We start from the raw sequence: 14,689 nt of genomic DNA, 5'->3' as shown, positions 1-14,689 counted from the left end.
GAAGCGTAGCGCAACGGGTCGACAGACTTAGGATCGCAGGGTTGTCTGCTGAATTAATTCCGTGAATCACTTCTTGTAGACCAAGGCGTAGCCGCAGCGTGAATACTTTGTTATAGGATGTCAGCGCCCTCTTCGATTTAATTAAAGTCTTTGTTTATATCATTCTTTAGCCAGTTTTCTATTTCTGAAACCATTTCTTCATATTGTATTAATGCATTTATTGTATCTGCCACTTGTAAAGTTCCCCTCCGCTGTTCTTTTTCGTCTGTGCATTCAATCCACAATGATCGCTTTAAGCTATATTCCAGCCAGTCTAACTTGCCTAAATAACCGTGTTCTAAAACCATTCTCCAATCGGCTTGTAGAATGCCAAATCGTTTTTGATATCCGCTAATAAAAGCTAAAAATCTCTCTTTGTCATTACTCCTTGATTCATTTACAGACCAATAAATAGCTGTTTCAACCAAATCGTGCATTGGATTTATATACCCAGCCGACTCCCAATCTATTATTACTGGATTTTCTTGAAACCACATAACGTTCTTGGGTTCTAGATCTCCGTGGCTTATGACCTGTTCGGCTGCTAACATTCTAGAAGATTTCTTTGCCTTATCACTCCAGACAAAAAGTTGTTTAATGTTTTCCTGTAACAGATTCACCCAAACAGAATTAATCTCTTCCCCTTTAGTTAAGTAGGAATTCCAATCCGTTACTCCCGTATTATCAAAATTATCATAATTATTTCTATTTTCTATTTGAGAGAAATCTGTCTTGTGAATGTCCGCAAGAATCGATCCAATCTTCTTACAATGACCAATATTTACTTCATGAGATTTCAGACTATTTCCATCGATCCAATCGAAAATAAGGTAAAAATGATTGTCTATGTTATGAATGGACTTGCCATCAATTGTTTTTGCCGGTTTAGCAGGTAAACTATTGGCTGCAATATTGGCGATTCTTTCTGATCTGATAAAATTATGTAGAGCTGTTGGTCTTGCCATAATTTGTGGGTTTAATACTTTAATAGCAATTTTCCCTTTTGAAGTTTCTATTTCAAACATCCTGTGTAACAGTCCACCCGATATTTCTTTGGGTGTTTCAACTATTTCACCAAGTTTTAATATATTACTCAATTTTTCAAATTGTAAATTGTATTGATTATTCATTTGATTTGTTCCTTTCATTTTTACTTTTTAGTTTTGCGCTGATTTCCTATAACGTTTCAGTATCTGCGAACCCGAAAGGCTTAAAGGAGCGCCAGCGACTGGGTCCGCAGGACTTAGCCTTGCAGGGTTATCTGCCTGATCCTCACATCTCCGAATCACTTCAGGCAGATCAAGGGGGCTTGTCCCACGCATCGTAGATACAGTGTTATAGGAAGTACGGGGCCTCTTGAAATACCTCAATTTTTATTCTTGTCTTATTCTTTTACTTATTTTTTCATTTACATGTTGAGACATACCAAATTTCCCCGTTAACTTAATCAACATCGGACCCCAGCCTTCTAAAAAAGGCTTGCTCGGCTGAGATGATAAAATTAATTAGTCCTGTATCCTGATTCTGAAGCAACATGTGAAATTCGTATTTGTCATTCACTTTATATACTTCCTCATATAACCACCATGAATTTTCCAATCCAGCGTCTTGTTTTATTATCGTAACATTCTCAAAGATAAGTTCGTCGATGTCTGTAAAACCACCAGTGTTGTCAAGAAGTAATGTTATGGATTTATCATTCAGAATTGATTTGATAATCCTACAATCATGAAATCTGAAATTATCAACAATTTCTCTATCCATGGATAATGAGGCTTCTGTATGATATTTTCTGTAATTATCAATTGTTGTATCTACAGACCTCTTATTATCCTCACAAAATTGAGATACAGTATTTATAACATCACGTGTTGCTTTATTTAAGGCAAAAACCCTTAGATCAGCAATCTGATTCAAAATAGTTTCTGGTAATGACTTTTTTAAATGCTCTTGATTATAAATGATCGATTCATAAAATTGTTTCGTTTCTTTATCTTTATTGAAAGGCTCATTTGTTCCGTTCGCTTGCATAATGGAAGCCACTTCTTCGTGGAGATGAAGCCATTTGTTTAATTCGGCACTGTAGAGTTGTTGGAAATATGCTTCTGAGAATGTTTCCGCTTGACTTTCTTCCTCTAAAAGTAAATGAAAACTTGTTCTTTGACTAAGTTCGTACCATTCTTTCGTAAAATATCTCATTAAATAAATATCTCCTCTCTGCCCGTTAAAAATTAAAACTTTTACAATTAAGTTTCAATCTATCATCTCCGAAATAACATACATAATTATTTTCACTCCCGTATTTCCTATAACGTTCTTGTATCTACGAACCCTCACCACCTTAAAGGAGCGTTAGCGACTGGCCACGGCGCGGTTAGGTGGTGCAGGGTTGTCTGACTGGCTTCACTTCTCCGAAAATCTTCGGGCAGACCAAGGAGCGTTAGCGACGCAGCGTAGATACGGTGTTATAGGATGTCAGCGCCTTCTTGAATTGCACCCAAATGATTCAGATTATATATCTACTTTCCTTACCTGTGACATTCTCTTTAGATACAAACTCCTGTGCTGGTTGTTTCCCTAATTTAGATTGTTGATATTCTCCATTCGTAAACTCGAATATTACTTTCTCCCAAAATCTACGTGATGGAATGTTATTCTCCATTTGAGCAACGATCCATGGACCCGAAAATAAATTGAAAAGTTGATGAGCAGCCATTCTGCCAATTCCTTGGTTTTGATACTTCCTCAAGATAAAAAACTCAGACATTAACCATCTGTAATCTTTACTATTCCCGCTATAATCAAATTTCCTAACCATCGCCAAACCGACTAATTTATCTTCCAATAAGATCAAAAAAGCATGTCTATCTTCATCTGTCCAGTAATGATCCAAGTATCGATAGCCATATTGACCAATTTTATTTATATCGATTTGATCAGAATAACAACTTAGTTCATATAGATAATGTTCAAGTAAATTCTTTAATATTTCCTTTTCTTCAAATGTTGGGGGTTTCAGCTCAACTTTCATGAATAATTCTCCCTCTAATCAATGATATAGTTATAAATGAAATAAATAATTTTACGTTTTGCGCTGATTTCCTATAACGTTGTTGTATCTACGAACCCGAAAGGCTAAAAGGAGCGCAGCGACTGGGTGGCTTCAGCACTTAGCCTTACAGGGTTGTCTGCATGATTCAACTTCTCCGAATTTTCTCCGGGCAGACCAAGGAGCGTAGCGACGCAGCGTAGATATGATGTTATAGGATGTCAGCGCCTTCTTCGAATATTCTTCAGGACTTAACGGTGTTATGCCTTTCTATTATAAAAATCAATAGCAATTTCATGGTTCCATATTTGTGCTTCAACATAAGGTATTGTACCTATGGGATGCATTGATTCAATGCTATTCATAAACTCAATTGTTACTAGTGATCTTATCTCAGATAGTGTAAATACTTGTCCATGAAATTTCGATTGATAATAAGCTTCGGGCTTGTCTCGACCTATCCAATAAGAAACCATACTATCCGGCACGGTAAAACTAATATCTTCTTCATTAAAAATAGAGATTGGAATTTCGAGTGTGTCAACTGTTATACCCGAAGTAATTGAATAATTCATTATCCAAGTTGCTGGCCCAAGCAATGAATAAAACGGATATCTAGCTTTAGGTTTACCTCCTTTATGGATAAATTCAGTTCTTAACCATGTTTCAGCCTCTATGCGATTCTCCCAATATTGATGTGGTTCTTTGAACCTTTCAAAAAAAGGTGAGTCATCGCACAAATTTGCCATTACTTTCAATGCTTCAGATTTAGATAATGCAGACAAACTTCTAAAGGGAACTGTATTATAACAATGAGTAACAAATGCAAACATCATCGAATTCCTCCACAAAGGGCTTTATGATCTTGCGTTGATTTCCTATAACGTTGTTGTATCTACGAACCCTTACTGCCTTAAGGACCGTAGATCCGGCCGCGAGCGCGGTTAGGCAGTCAGGGTTGTCTGCTGAATAATCTTCCCCGAAATCCCTCTTGCAGACCAAGGGGCATAAACCCCGCAGCGTAGATACAGTGTTAGACGTAGTTGCCTCTTCTTCGAGTTTCCCTACAAATTGCAATTAACTCTTTCTGTGTTCCTTTTCAAATGTCTTTCTCTCAAATGTGTAGTATGTATAAGGAATTTCAGCCTGAACTTGCTCTTGGTAAGTAATGTTAAAATCGCTTGCATTAAATTCTGGAAAAAAAATATTTCCTTCGATATGTTTATCAATTACTGTTAGATAAATTTTGTCCGCATACTGCAGAGCTTCTTTATATATCTCTCCACCACCAGCAATAAATATCTCTTCCTCATCTTTCAGTAATCTGTAAGCTTCTTCAAGTGATCTGACAGTTTTACAATTATCAATAATTAATTCTTGATTTCTTGTGATAATTATTGTCTGTCTGTTAGGTAATGGTTTACCAATCGATTCATAAGTCTTTCTCCCCATTATAATTGAATTGCCTAAGGTTAAATCCTTAAATCGTTTTTGTTCGCCTCGTATATTCCAAGGAATTACTTCATCCATTCCAATCACTCGATTAATTGAAACAGCTGCAATTATTGAGACTACCATGAGATCCCCCCGTTAAATGACTTTTTATTTTTATGTTCTTCAAAAATTTCAGTTACACCCATTGAATTATGGGGTGTAACAAATATAGTATTTAGGCAATTGCGTCTAACGTTATATATTCACGACGCCCCACCACCTTAAGTCCTGAAGGGACGGCCGCGATGCGGTTAGTTGGTGCGGGTGTGTCCGGTTGGATATGCTTCCTTGCTACTGCCAATTGCATCCCCGAATCCTCATCTTACTTCTGCCGGACCGAGGGCGAATGCCCGATGCATTAGACGAAGGTACTGCCTTCTTGATTTACTATCAAATCTTGTTCCAGTATCGTTTGGCTAATAACTTCATATCTTCAAATGTTAATTCGTTATTCGCTTGGTCATAAATTATTAGTTGATCAGAATCTATATATAAGAATCCTCCTTCCACTCCTGGCTTATCACATAAACAAGCTATCTTTATAAATTCATCTTCTTCATTTGATTCATTTATTTCTAAACATAAATTTGTCAACTCAGAAGTATCAATTCTTATTTCGGAGTCCCACAACATAAAAAACCAATTAGTACAATTTATAAAATTATATGTAAAATACTCAAATTTTCTGTTTATCATTTCTGCTAGATAGGGTATGTGAACTATTATTTTTAGATTATCATTATATCTTTTAATTGAAGTTATGGTTCCATCGTGAAGAATCCCAACAGCAATTGTCCTTTTTGTTTGCAGTACATTCGTCTAACGTTCCCGCATTCACGACGTTCAAGCGACTTAAGGCACGTAGTGCCGGGTGGCTCTGCCACTTAGCCGGTTGATTGTGTCCGGTGATTCCACTTCCTCGAAATGCCACTTCCGGACCAAGGGTCGAGCTTGTCTCGACCCGCCGTGTTGAATGCAATGTTATAGGAAGTTCCTGACTTCTTCGAAATACTATAACTTGTCTTGTTTCAATATCTTAAATTATTTATGTAGTGGCCATATCTTCTTTTTATCGTTCTTCTCCTTACCAACAATATATATTTCGCTTATCCGTGTACCTTTTGTATCGTATTCTATCTCAAATCTACCATATTTATTAAACGGTGAAACAAAACTATATCGTGGTTTAATTAACAATTGTACACCAACAAGTTCCGTTTCATAACCTGAAAATCCTATAGCTGAATTTGTTGTATCCCCTGAAATATGTATTCCGTTCTTTTTAATATTGATCTCGTTTATAATTATCGAATCTGACCTAACTTCTTGTCCGTAGATAAAGTAATAAAAATAAAGTGAGCAAGCAACAAGAAGTAATCCTCCTACTGAGGAAAATATCCATTTATACTTGTTTTTCATTTTGACACCTTCACTCTATTTTGAAAGATTTATTTATTGATTTATGAATGTTTCTCAGGAATTTCCGATAACGTTGGTGTGTTCACGACGTCCCACCGACTTAAGGGCCAAAGGCCCGGGCGCGATGCGCTTAGTCGGTGCGGATGTGTCTGGCTGCTATCACTCCCCCGAAATTCCTCTGCCAGACCGAGGGGGCTTGTCCCCCAATGCGTGAACATGGTGTTATCGGCTGTACCCTCTTCTTGAGCAACTTTCTAAATATTGATCCACTTGACTTGAACAGTAGCCTTGTTTTTTTGAACTTTATTCAAATAGTTATAAGCATTTATATAGTAATTATTGGGATCGGGACAATAAAAAAAGACAAACCTATGAATCTTCCTTGCTTTTGCCTTACTTGGTTTTCGTTTTCTGATATTCCTGATTTCTTTAGAAAGTTTTCCATTATTTGATGGTCTAACAACTGCAAATACTTCAACCAAAACTACTTCTCCATTCGAAGAGATATTACTTTCAATATCTGTACCATTATTTGCTCCAATATTCATATCAAAGTATGTTATCCAAGGAAATTTGTTAAAGAGCTCTTCAGCAGCACGCATTGAAACATAATAAGTAAAAGCTTGATCAATAATCTCACCAAAATTTTGCTGAGTATTGAATAATGGATCAGGATAACTTTTATTGAATTTAAGATCATAAAGCCATAATTTACCATTTGCACTAGTTTGATTTAGCATTTGATTGCGAATATTAGATATCCCTGTGTCTATATTATTTATAAATTGTGTAATTGTACCTCTTTGAATTTGCATTGACATATTTCCCTTCTAGTAATTTAGGGTATTGCCGATAACGTTGTTGTATCTACGAACCCTCACTACCTTAAAGGAGCGATAGCGACTGGCCGCGATGCGATTAGGTAATGCAGGGTTGTCTGCTGATTCCGCTTCCTCGAAAAACCTCGGCGGACCAAGGAGCGAACGCGACGAGGCGTAGATATTTTGTTATAGGATGTCAGCACCTTCTATGAACAACCTACAAAACTTTCTTAATATAAGTCCCATACGCTAAACTTATCAGAGAACCCGATTATTACTTCAAGTTCATCAGGTATATATTCACTCTCAATATAATAAGCCGTCAACCGCGCGTGACCTTCTAATACGACTACTCGCGAATTCTCATTCATCGACACAAATATTAGTTTTGGAAATACTTTTCCTTTCTTGATCGCTAAGTTAATATCTAGAAACCCCTGGTTACTAACTCCAAAGACTTCAATTTGATTCTGGATATTCTTCGATGCCTGCATAGGAAGTCTAGTATTACTTGATAATTCATTCCAATAACTATAGTTGATGTACATTACTTCGTTTAGATCTTGCTTCTGAAAAAGCGCATTATACCATTTAACTTCTGTAGGAAAATTCTCAAACAAATCTGTATTGCGACCGAAGGGCGTTAGCCCCGGGTCCGACGGACTTAGCCAGTGCAGGGTTGTCTGCTGAATCCACTTCCTCGAAAATCCTCTTGCAGACCAAGGGGCGTCAGGCCCGCCGCGTGAATACTGTGTTAGATGATGCCACGAACATCCTCGAGTTACTTACAAAATTCCTTTAATTCATTAATTAAGTGCTGTTTGTTGGCTTCAATATAGTCATACAAATCGTCGAATATATTCTCTTCCTGGTTATAAATATATAAGTTCGTAGCTAATTGTTCGATCCTTTTAAGCAATTCACTATCAATATTTCCATGGGTTTGACTATTATTACTAATTTGATATTCTTTTAAGTTTTGAACATTAGCGTGTAAATTACTTGTTTTCAATCCATATTCAGCTAAGCTCTTCTTAATATTATTTAGGGTTATTGCATCACTTACAGCTCCTATTCTCTCCAGAACCTCAATTGTCTCATCCATGAATTTCCCAGTTGAGTTTTCTAAATATCCGATGATACCATTCATATTAATTTCAGTATCTAAATCAATTAATAATACGCAATCACGAATCACTTGTGGAATACTATCAAGAACCTCTTTATCCCTAAGTAAATATGTTTCTTCTTGGTAAATACGTGCACATATATTCTCAACTATCTCACTGGCTAAAATACTAGATAAATCCGTATTACTCGGAAACATTTTCCGTACGATAAATCGAATTTTATTCATTCTTATCCTCCCTGAAATACGACCAATAAAACTCTTTGAGTGGTTTCATCTAACGTTCTTGTATTCACGAATCAGAGAACCTTAAGGCAGCTTCAGCTGCCGGTCGCGATGCGGTTAGGTTCGCAGGGTTGTCCGCCTGAACCAGCTTCTCGAAACTGCCTCGGGCGGACCGAGGGCCGAATGGCCCGATGCATGAATACGGTGTTATACGACGGAACTTCTTCTTCGAATGCTCCCGCAAATAATTCATTTCATATTTCCTTTTATTTCTTTATATCTTTCATCGGTCCATGGAAAATAACTTAAAGCTATATAACTTATTCCTTTACTCTTTAATAAATTTTCAGATTCGATTGTAAAGCAACCTCCGAAAGCAATAGTATTTCTTTGATCAATTAGTAATTCAGAATTAATTGCATCTTCGACTATATTTGATAAAATGACATCATTTCTTCCGCACTTAAAAACAATTATTGTGCACTTGTTAGGCCATGTATTAGGTAGTGTTGTTAAAAATCTTGGAGGTAGATAGTGTCTTATTTTAGTTTTTTTCAATATCTTTGTGGATTTTGTATTTCATAATTGCCCCTTTAAATTCTGTTCTTTAAATTGTGTCCTTTAAGTTCTGTCCTATAACTCCCATTCCACGAATACCACAAACTCTACCTTTACAGCATCTTATATCCCATATCCAGTCCTGCTTTACGAATCTCACATATCCCCCCAGTTCTAACACACTTTACGAACCTCATTCACCCAATACATATTTTACCACCCTTCAACCCAATCCCCTAAATTTTTCTCCACTCAATACAAAACTCCCCCGGAAAAGCTTTCGCTTTTCCCAAGGGAGTTTTAACGCTGCATATGTAACCTGCTGATCAATCAACGAAAAAATCGGGTTCGGGCCTGATCTTGCTCTTGAGCTGTCTAAGATTGTACTCCATTTTGAGGACGATTTCTTCGACTTGCTTCGGATCGATCGTGAAACGTTCAGGTTCGGGGCGGGAGGTTGATTTCATTTCGCGCAGTGCGAGCTGCTGCTCCTGCCATTTATCCATCAAATCAGAGATGGTCGCGTAAAAACGTTCATAATCGCTAATAATTTCATCTAGGAAGGAGTCCACCTCTTCTGGATCGTACCCCCTAAGCTTGGTGTTGAACACTTTTTCGTGAATCGAAAGAGCGTCCAATTGTATACCCAGCTGCTTAAACAGCTTTCTCTGTTTATCCAGTCGGCGCTGCATATGTTCATCCATTGCCATTACCTCCAAATCGGTTGCTACTCAAACGGGTGATCATTTAAATATATACATCCCCTTTATTTTTTATATCACAACCTGAGTTAATATGAAAATAGTCCGGTGTTTTTTTGGAGGATATTCCAAAGAAATCGCGCCTTTCCACTTGTTTTTTCCAGACATTGACTTACTGATGTATTGTGTTATTATCAATATATGAGTACATATTCATATGTTTTTTTGAAGTATCAACATCAAGAGCATAGGAGGTATTTATCATGTCAGCTTCTCATTCCCATCATCATTCGCACGATGGCCACAACCATAGTCATAGTCATGGTCACAACCACCAGCACGGTCCAGCCAGCTACAATGGCGCTTTTATGTTCGGTATCATACTAAATACGGTTTTTGTCATCGTGGAAGCCACATACGGTTATCTCAGCCATTCTCTTTCGTTGGTTGCGGATGCCGGTCATAATTTGAGTGACGTACTCGCACTTGTTCTCGCCTGGGCAGCCAGTGTTCTCTCCAAAAAGCTTCCAACCGAACGTCGAACTTATGGTTTCCGCCGTTCGTCCATTTTAGCCGCATTATTGAATGCGATTTTTCTGCTGGCTGCCATGTTCATCATCGCATGGGAAGCCATCCAGCGGTTTGCGAGTCCCGAGCCTGTTACCGGTTCGACTGTCATATGGGTGGCTGCTGTGGGTATTGCCATTAATACCGCGACAGCGCTGCTTTTTCTATCCGGCAGAAAAGGCGACCTCAACGTTCGCGGCGCTTTCCTTCATATGGCAGCCGATGCGGGTGTTTCGCTTGGTGTGGTGATTGCTGGAGTTCTTATTATGTTCACCGGCTGGCAGTGGTTGGATCCTGTCGTCAGCCTCTTGATCGTGGTCGTTATTTTCGTCAGCACCTGGAATCTGCTCAAGGACTCGCTCAACATGGCTCTGGACAGTGTTCCACCGGAAATCGATGCGGCCGCCATCCGGAGTTATCTGGCATCTCTTCCGTCCGTTACGGACGTCCATGATCTTCATATCTGGGGCATGAGCACCACGGAAACCGCTCTGACGGTACATCTGGTGATCCCGGAACCCGGAAGCAATGATCGGATCATTCAGCAGGTGACGCATGAGCTTCACGAGCGATTCGGCATTGAGCATCCGACACTGCAGATTGAGAATGGGACCTTTCCTTGCCGTTTGGCAGGCGAAAACATGATCTAATTCGTTCCAGCAAAATAAATCTCCGCTTCTCTTCATAAAGAGACGGGGATTTAGCGTTGGATTCATGCTGATCTGGGTGCGCATATCAAGACTGCTCCTGCTCGATGACAACCCGAGTCTTTTTCCTGGCAGCTTCTATGCAGGCATCAATGATTCTCATATTGTAAATAGCATCCTCAGGACCAAATGGCAGCATTTCATCATCCATCACCGCATCGGCAAAGGCATCCGCTTCGAGTGAAAAGGAATTGAATACGCCAAGGCGCTCTTCCCTCTGCGTATCCCCTGCGAACACGATCAGCTGCGGTGGTTCATCGTCATGTTCCCAGCCAAAAGCCAGCGGTAGTTCGATCCGTCCTTCGCTGCCGAGCACCTCCAGTTTACAGCGCGGTGAGGCTGACATGCCGCAATCGAACGAAAGTGCGACATCATTTGGAAATTCAAGCAGCCCGGTCGCCATCAGATCAATCTCATGCTCCGGCGAAAATAAAGCATGCACTGACGCCGCAACCGGCTCTTTACCCAGAATCATGCGCGCTGCGGTAATCGGATAACAGCCTACATCGTAGATGGAGCCGCCGCCCATATGTTTCTGATAACGGACATTCGTCGTATCCTTTATATTGTTATAGGTAAAGCTTCCATGGATGGCCCGGATAGTGCCAATCTCGCCGCTCTCCACAATCTCATGGACTCGGCGGTGCTTGGGATGATAGCGATACATGAACGCTTCGGCGAAAATTACGCCCGCCTTGCGGCACGCCTCCACCATGTCTTTAGCCTCCCTGGCATCCAGTGCCGCAGGCTTTTCACATAACACATGCTTGCCCGCCTGTGCGGCTTTTAGGGTCCATCCCTTATGCAAATGATTCGGAAGCGGAATATATACCGCATCGACTTTAGGATCCTGAAGCAGCTCCTCGTAGCTGCCGTAGGAGGCCGGAATATCAAACTTCTCTGCTGCTTGTGCCGCTTTATCCGGATGGCGGCTTGCAATAGCCTGTACCATGCATTTTTGCGAACTCTGAACACCTGGTATAAAAGCAGTTTGTGCGATGCTGGCCGTGCCCAGTATTCCCCAGCGAAGCTTCTTTTCCATGACGCCTTAACCTCCTTCAGCCTTTGGAAGTCTATTAGTAATTATCCTTAACCGCCTTATTTAACATCCCTAAGCAGCGGTCCAAATCCGTTTTGACCTGCTTTTTGTAAAGCTTCGCCTTTTCCGGACCGTCTTCGGTGAAGTTATACAGCACAATCTCCTGAAAATCCACGCGGGGATCATTCCCCTTCAGCTGTTTGGTCCGGTACAATACACCCTCCTGAACCAGTTCATGCAGTGCCCGGTATATCTCGCTTTGCGGAGGAGAGTATCCGTAGCTTTTAAATTCCTGTCTCATCTCCTCCAGCATTTGATACCCGTAACCCCTGTGCTGTTCAACCATGGTAATTAGATACGTTTTAATAAAAGCACGCTGTGCAATCATAAAAGCCACACCGTTTCCCCCTTTGCTTCTTTTCCTACAATAACCAATTTAAATCCATTATAAACGACTATTTTCCAAATTGCATAACATGAAATCTTCATCGCAAAATCTTGACATGACATAGGCTGAAAGTCACTTTTTAAACGTGAATAAGTACAATGCGAGAACGGCATATGATTTCTTCCCAGTATGTAGATCAGCAGTGCTTATACTAACTAATATGAATTTTTCATATGTTGAAATAATAATACTGTATAAAAAAAAGAACCTGCCGCTGCTTTGTAGCATCACTCGTTTATAACGCGAATGGCATAAGCAGGACAAGTTTCTTCGTTTTTTTTCATCTATTTCCATCAACAGACTGTACCGGAGGTTGCCCCTGTATGGGCGCAGGCCGGTGACGTTTTTTGCGCGAGGACACGCCAACCGTCCATTTTCCAAGAGGCAGATATGACAGCGCGATTGTCACCCCATAGGATAATACGACGCAAATCAGGAAGGACATCAGCATCCGCAGCGTTACATTCCAATCCCCGAACAACCAGTCGTCCACCTTGTAGCTCATTTTCAGCATGAAAGCATGCGCCAGATAGGCTCCGTACGAATAACGTCCGAGCAGGTTCATCACCTTCAGGCCGGCAGGGCCGGACGCCTCTGTCCACTTTTTCGACCATGAATAGAAGACGAAGACGGAGCTGACAAGAAACAATGTAATCAACGGCCGTAGCAGGCTAAGCTGGTTGAAATTAATATGAAATTCCGGCGGAAGCCCGAAGCTTCGGACCGTCACATACGTATAATACCCGAAAAGCACGATAAAGACGGTCCAGTAGACAATTTTCCCTTTTTGAAGCCAGACATACCAGCGTTCCCGGTACATGCCGGCCGCAGCCCCGAGCAGGAAATAAAAGAGAAAATACAAAAAATTACGGTCGGCATACGTCGTAAAAAATGGTGTTAGAAACGGAATATTCGCAGCCGTCATCAAGTCTCCGATCCGGAACAGCTTATAAACCAGCAGCAAACAAACGACTCCCGCCCCCGTTAACGCCCAAGCGCGCCACCGGAAAGGAATCTTCTCGGCACATAACCGCATCACATACCGGAACAGTGGAAACAGCAGATAGAACTGGAAAATCATGACGATATACCACAGATGATAGCTGTTCTTCCCCGTCACAAGCATGAGCGCCCATTGTCCGAGATCCGGATGGTTCCAGGCGGGACTCATGACGTAATAAAAGGCAGACCAAAATATATAAGGGACCAGAATATCAGAAAACCTTTTGCGCAGAAAAGATCCATAGTGAATAGGTCCATCATAATTATAAAAAAGCACTAAACCCGTGATAAAAATAAACACCGGAACGGCAAATTTCGCTGCCAATAGCAGAACGGTCATGAGTACCCCGTCCTCCATCTTGGCGCCGTCCACAATGGAATAATGGGCAATGGCATGCTGAAGCGCTACGGCCAAAAAGGCCATCCCGCGCAGTAGTTCGATTTCATGAATCCTCGCTTTTTTCGGCATAACCTCACTCCTGTCTTAGAAAAAAAAGCTTTATACAGTATAAACCACCCGAGGTTCAACTAAACGAAAAAAGAGCGCCAGCCAGAATATATCATCTGACGCGCTCTTTTGACAAATTTTTTTAATATTTTTTGGGGATAAGCCCATAGTTTACACCTTCTGGCACTTCAATAAGGAGCAAACGAACGACTTTTTCGCCTGCATGCAGTGTAATGCTCTGAAACTAAAAAATCTAAACAAACTTTAATATTTCTAAGATTTATGATATCTTTATATTTATAGGATATTAAGTTCTGGAACGGCATATTAATTCATTTTGAGGTATTTTTATCAGAGGTATGATAAATTATGGATAATCTAGAATTAGGTAAAACAATAGCGAAATATCGCAAAAACAAGAATTATACGATTAAACAGTTATCAGAAATAACGAATGTAACTTCATCCATGTTAAGCCAAATTGAAAGAGGACTTTCCAGTCCGTCACTGAATACTCTGCGCGTGATTGCCGATGCATTAGAAGTTCCTTTATTTAGTTTGTTTACTGAATTTGTGCAAACTAAAGATTTAATCACCAGAGCAGATTCCCGAAAAAAAGTCATATTTCCATCATCGAACAATTGGGAGTATTCATTATTGTCTCCGGATTTAAGCGGCTCCATTGAGATGGTTTTGATGAAATTGCCACCTGATTCCCAGTCTGCCGAAAAACCTATGCGACACATTGGTGAAGAAGTCGCTTATGTATTGTCGGGTGAGGTCGTATTATTTATTGGGAACGATGTGGAGACTTTATATCATGGGGACAGCGTAAAAATACCACCTGGGGTAGAACATAAGTGGGAAAATAAATCGGATCAAGAAGCAAACGTTATTTTTGCTATTACGCCTCCGACATTTTAGAAAACAGATGATAATCATTTTAAGAGATGAAGCGGACAAATCCTCTAATTACATAGGCAAATTTGTTTAGACCGTTTTTGTATTTACAAGTGTATTTCACACTAGTAAATACAGAAGCG

The 14,689-nt window shown here is 40.1% G+C and carries 14 protein-coding genes; 2 read left to right on the top strand and 12 right to left on the bottom strand.

Going from position 1 to position 14,689, the window contains the following annotated elements; genetic code table 11:
• Positions 1-137 precede the first annotated feature (137 nt).
• The 9 genes from MUG84_RS03225 to MUG84_RS03185 all read right to left on the bottom strand — a co-directional run bounded on the left by MUG84_RS03225 (position 138) and on the right by MUG84_RS03185 (position 9,438).
• A complete protein-coding gene (locus tag MUG84_RS03225) occupies positions 138-1,169 on the bottom strand; it encodes a phosphotransferase (protein WP_244719757.1) in 1,032 nt (343 codons plus the stop codon).
• A 313-nt stretch (positions 1,170-1,482) separates the two neighbouring features.
• A complete protein-coding gene (locus MUG84_RS03220; RefSeq protein WP_244719754.1) occupies positions 1,483-2,238 on the bottom strand; it encodes a DUF4085 family protein in 756 nt (251 codons plus the stop codon).
• Positions 2,239-2,545: 307 nt separating this feature from the next.
• Positions 2,546-3,070, bottom strand: coding sequence for a GNAT family N-acetyltransferase (locus tag MUG84_RS03215; RefSeq protein WP_244719751.1), 525 nt, complete (start codon positions 3,068-3,070; stop codon positions 2,546-2,548).
• Between the two features lie 278 nt (positions 3,071-3,348).
• Entirely contained in the window at positions 3,349-3,924 is a 576-nt protein-coding gene (locus MUG84_RS03210; RefSeq protein WP_244719747.1) for a hypothetical protein, read from the bottom strand.
• Between the two features lie 241 nt (positions 3,925-4,165).
• A complete protein-coding gene (locus MUG84_RS03205; RefSeq protein WP_244719743.1) occupies positions 4,166-4,666 on the bottom strand; it encodes a dihydrofolate reductase in 501 nt (166 codons plus the stop codon).
• Between the two features lie 957 nt (positions 4,667-5,623).
• Positions 5,624-6,001, bottom strand: a complete 378-nt coding sequence (locus MUG84_RS03200) for a hypothetical protein (protein WP_244719740.1) — start codon at positions 5,999-6,001, stop codon at positions 5,624-5,626.
• Between the two features lie 254 nt (positions 6,002-6,255).
• Complete coding sequence (locus MUG84_RS03195) at positions 6,256-6,822, bottom strand: hypothetical protein (RefSeq protein ID WP_244719737.1); 567 nt, start codon at positions 6,820-6,822, stop codon at positions 6,256-6,258.
• A 781-nt stretch (positions 6,823-7,603) separates the two neighbouring features.
• Positions 7,604-8,179, bottom strand: a complete 576-nt coding sequence (locus MUG84_RS03190; RefSeq protein WP_244719733.1) for a DMP19 family protein — start codon at positions 8,177-8,179, stop codon at positions 7,604-7,606.
• An 881-nt stretch (positions 8,180-9,060) separates the two neighbouring features.
• Positions 9,061-9,438 (bottom strand): DivIVA domain-containing protein, encoded by a 378-nt coding sequence (locus tag MUG84_RS03185; protein ID WP_244719729.1) that lies wholly within the window; start codon positions 9,436-9,438, stop codon positions 9,061-9,063.
• Positions 9,439-9,698: 260 nt separating this feature from the next.
• On the opposite strand from MUG84_RS03185, the gene MUG84_RS03180 reads away from it, so the two are divergent.
• Positions 9,699-10,652 (top strand): cation diffusion facilitator family transporter, encoded by a 954-nt coding sequence (locus MUG84_RS03180; protein WP_244719724.1) that lies wholly within the window; start codon positions 9,699-9,701, stop codon positions 10,650-10,652.
• Between the two features lie 85 nt (positions 10,653-10,737).
• Here MUG84_RS03180 and MUG84_RS03175 read toward each other — a convergent pair whose 3' ends face one another.
• From MUG84_RS03175 to MUG84_RS03165, 3 genes are all read right to left on the bottom strand, one after another.
• The gene (locus MUG84_RS03175) at positions 10,738-11,751 is read right to left on the bottom strand and encodes a Gfo/Idh/MocA family protein (RefSeq protein WP_244719720.1); all 1,014 of its coding nucleotides are present in this window, start codon (positions 11,749-11,751) and stop codon (positions 10,738-10,740) included.
• 34 nt (positions 11,752-11,785) lie between these two features.
• Positions 11,786-12,145 (bottom strand): replication termination protein, encoded by a 360-nt coding sequence (locus MUG84_RS03170; protein WP_244719716.1) that lies wholly within the window; start codon positions 12,143-12,145, stop codon positions 11,786-11,788.
• 331 nt (positions 12,146-12,476) lie between these two features.
• Positions 12,477-13,667 (bottom strand): acyltransferase, encoded by a 1,191-nt coding sequence (locus tag MUG84_RS03165; RefSeq protein WP_244719713.1) that lies wholly within the window; start codon positions 13,665-13,667, stop codon positions 12,477-12,479.
• A gap of 348 nt (positions 13,668-14,015) precedes the next feature.
• Here MUG84_RS03165 and MUG84_RS03160 point away from each other — a divergent pair, with 348 nt between their 5' ends.
• Positions 14,016-14,570 (top strand): helix-turn-helix domain-containing protein, encoded by a 555-nt coding sequence (locus MUG84_RS03160; RefSeq protein ID WP_244719710.1) that lies wholly within the window; start codon positions 14,016-14,018, stop codon positions 14,568-14,570.
• The last annotated feature ends 119 nt before the right edge of the window (positions 14,571-14,689 follow it).

It is taken from the genome of Paenibacillus mangrovi (assembly GCF_022898935.1).
GTDB classification, from domain to species: Bacteria; Bacillota; Bacilli; order Paenibacillales; family Paenibacillaceae; genus Paenibacillus_AQ; species Paenibacillus_AQ mangrovi.
Note: the sequence above shows the minus strand (reverse complement) of the source record. Positions and strands in the feature narration are given on the sequence as shown.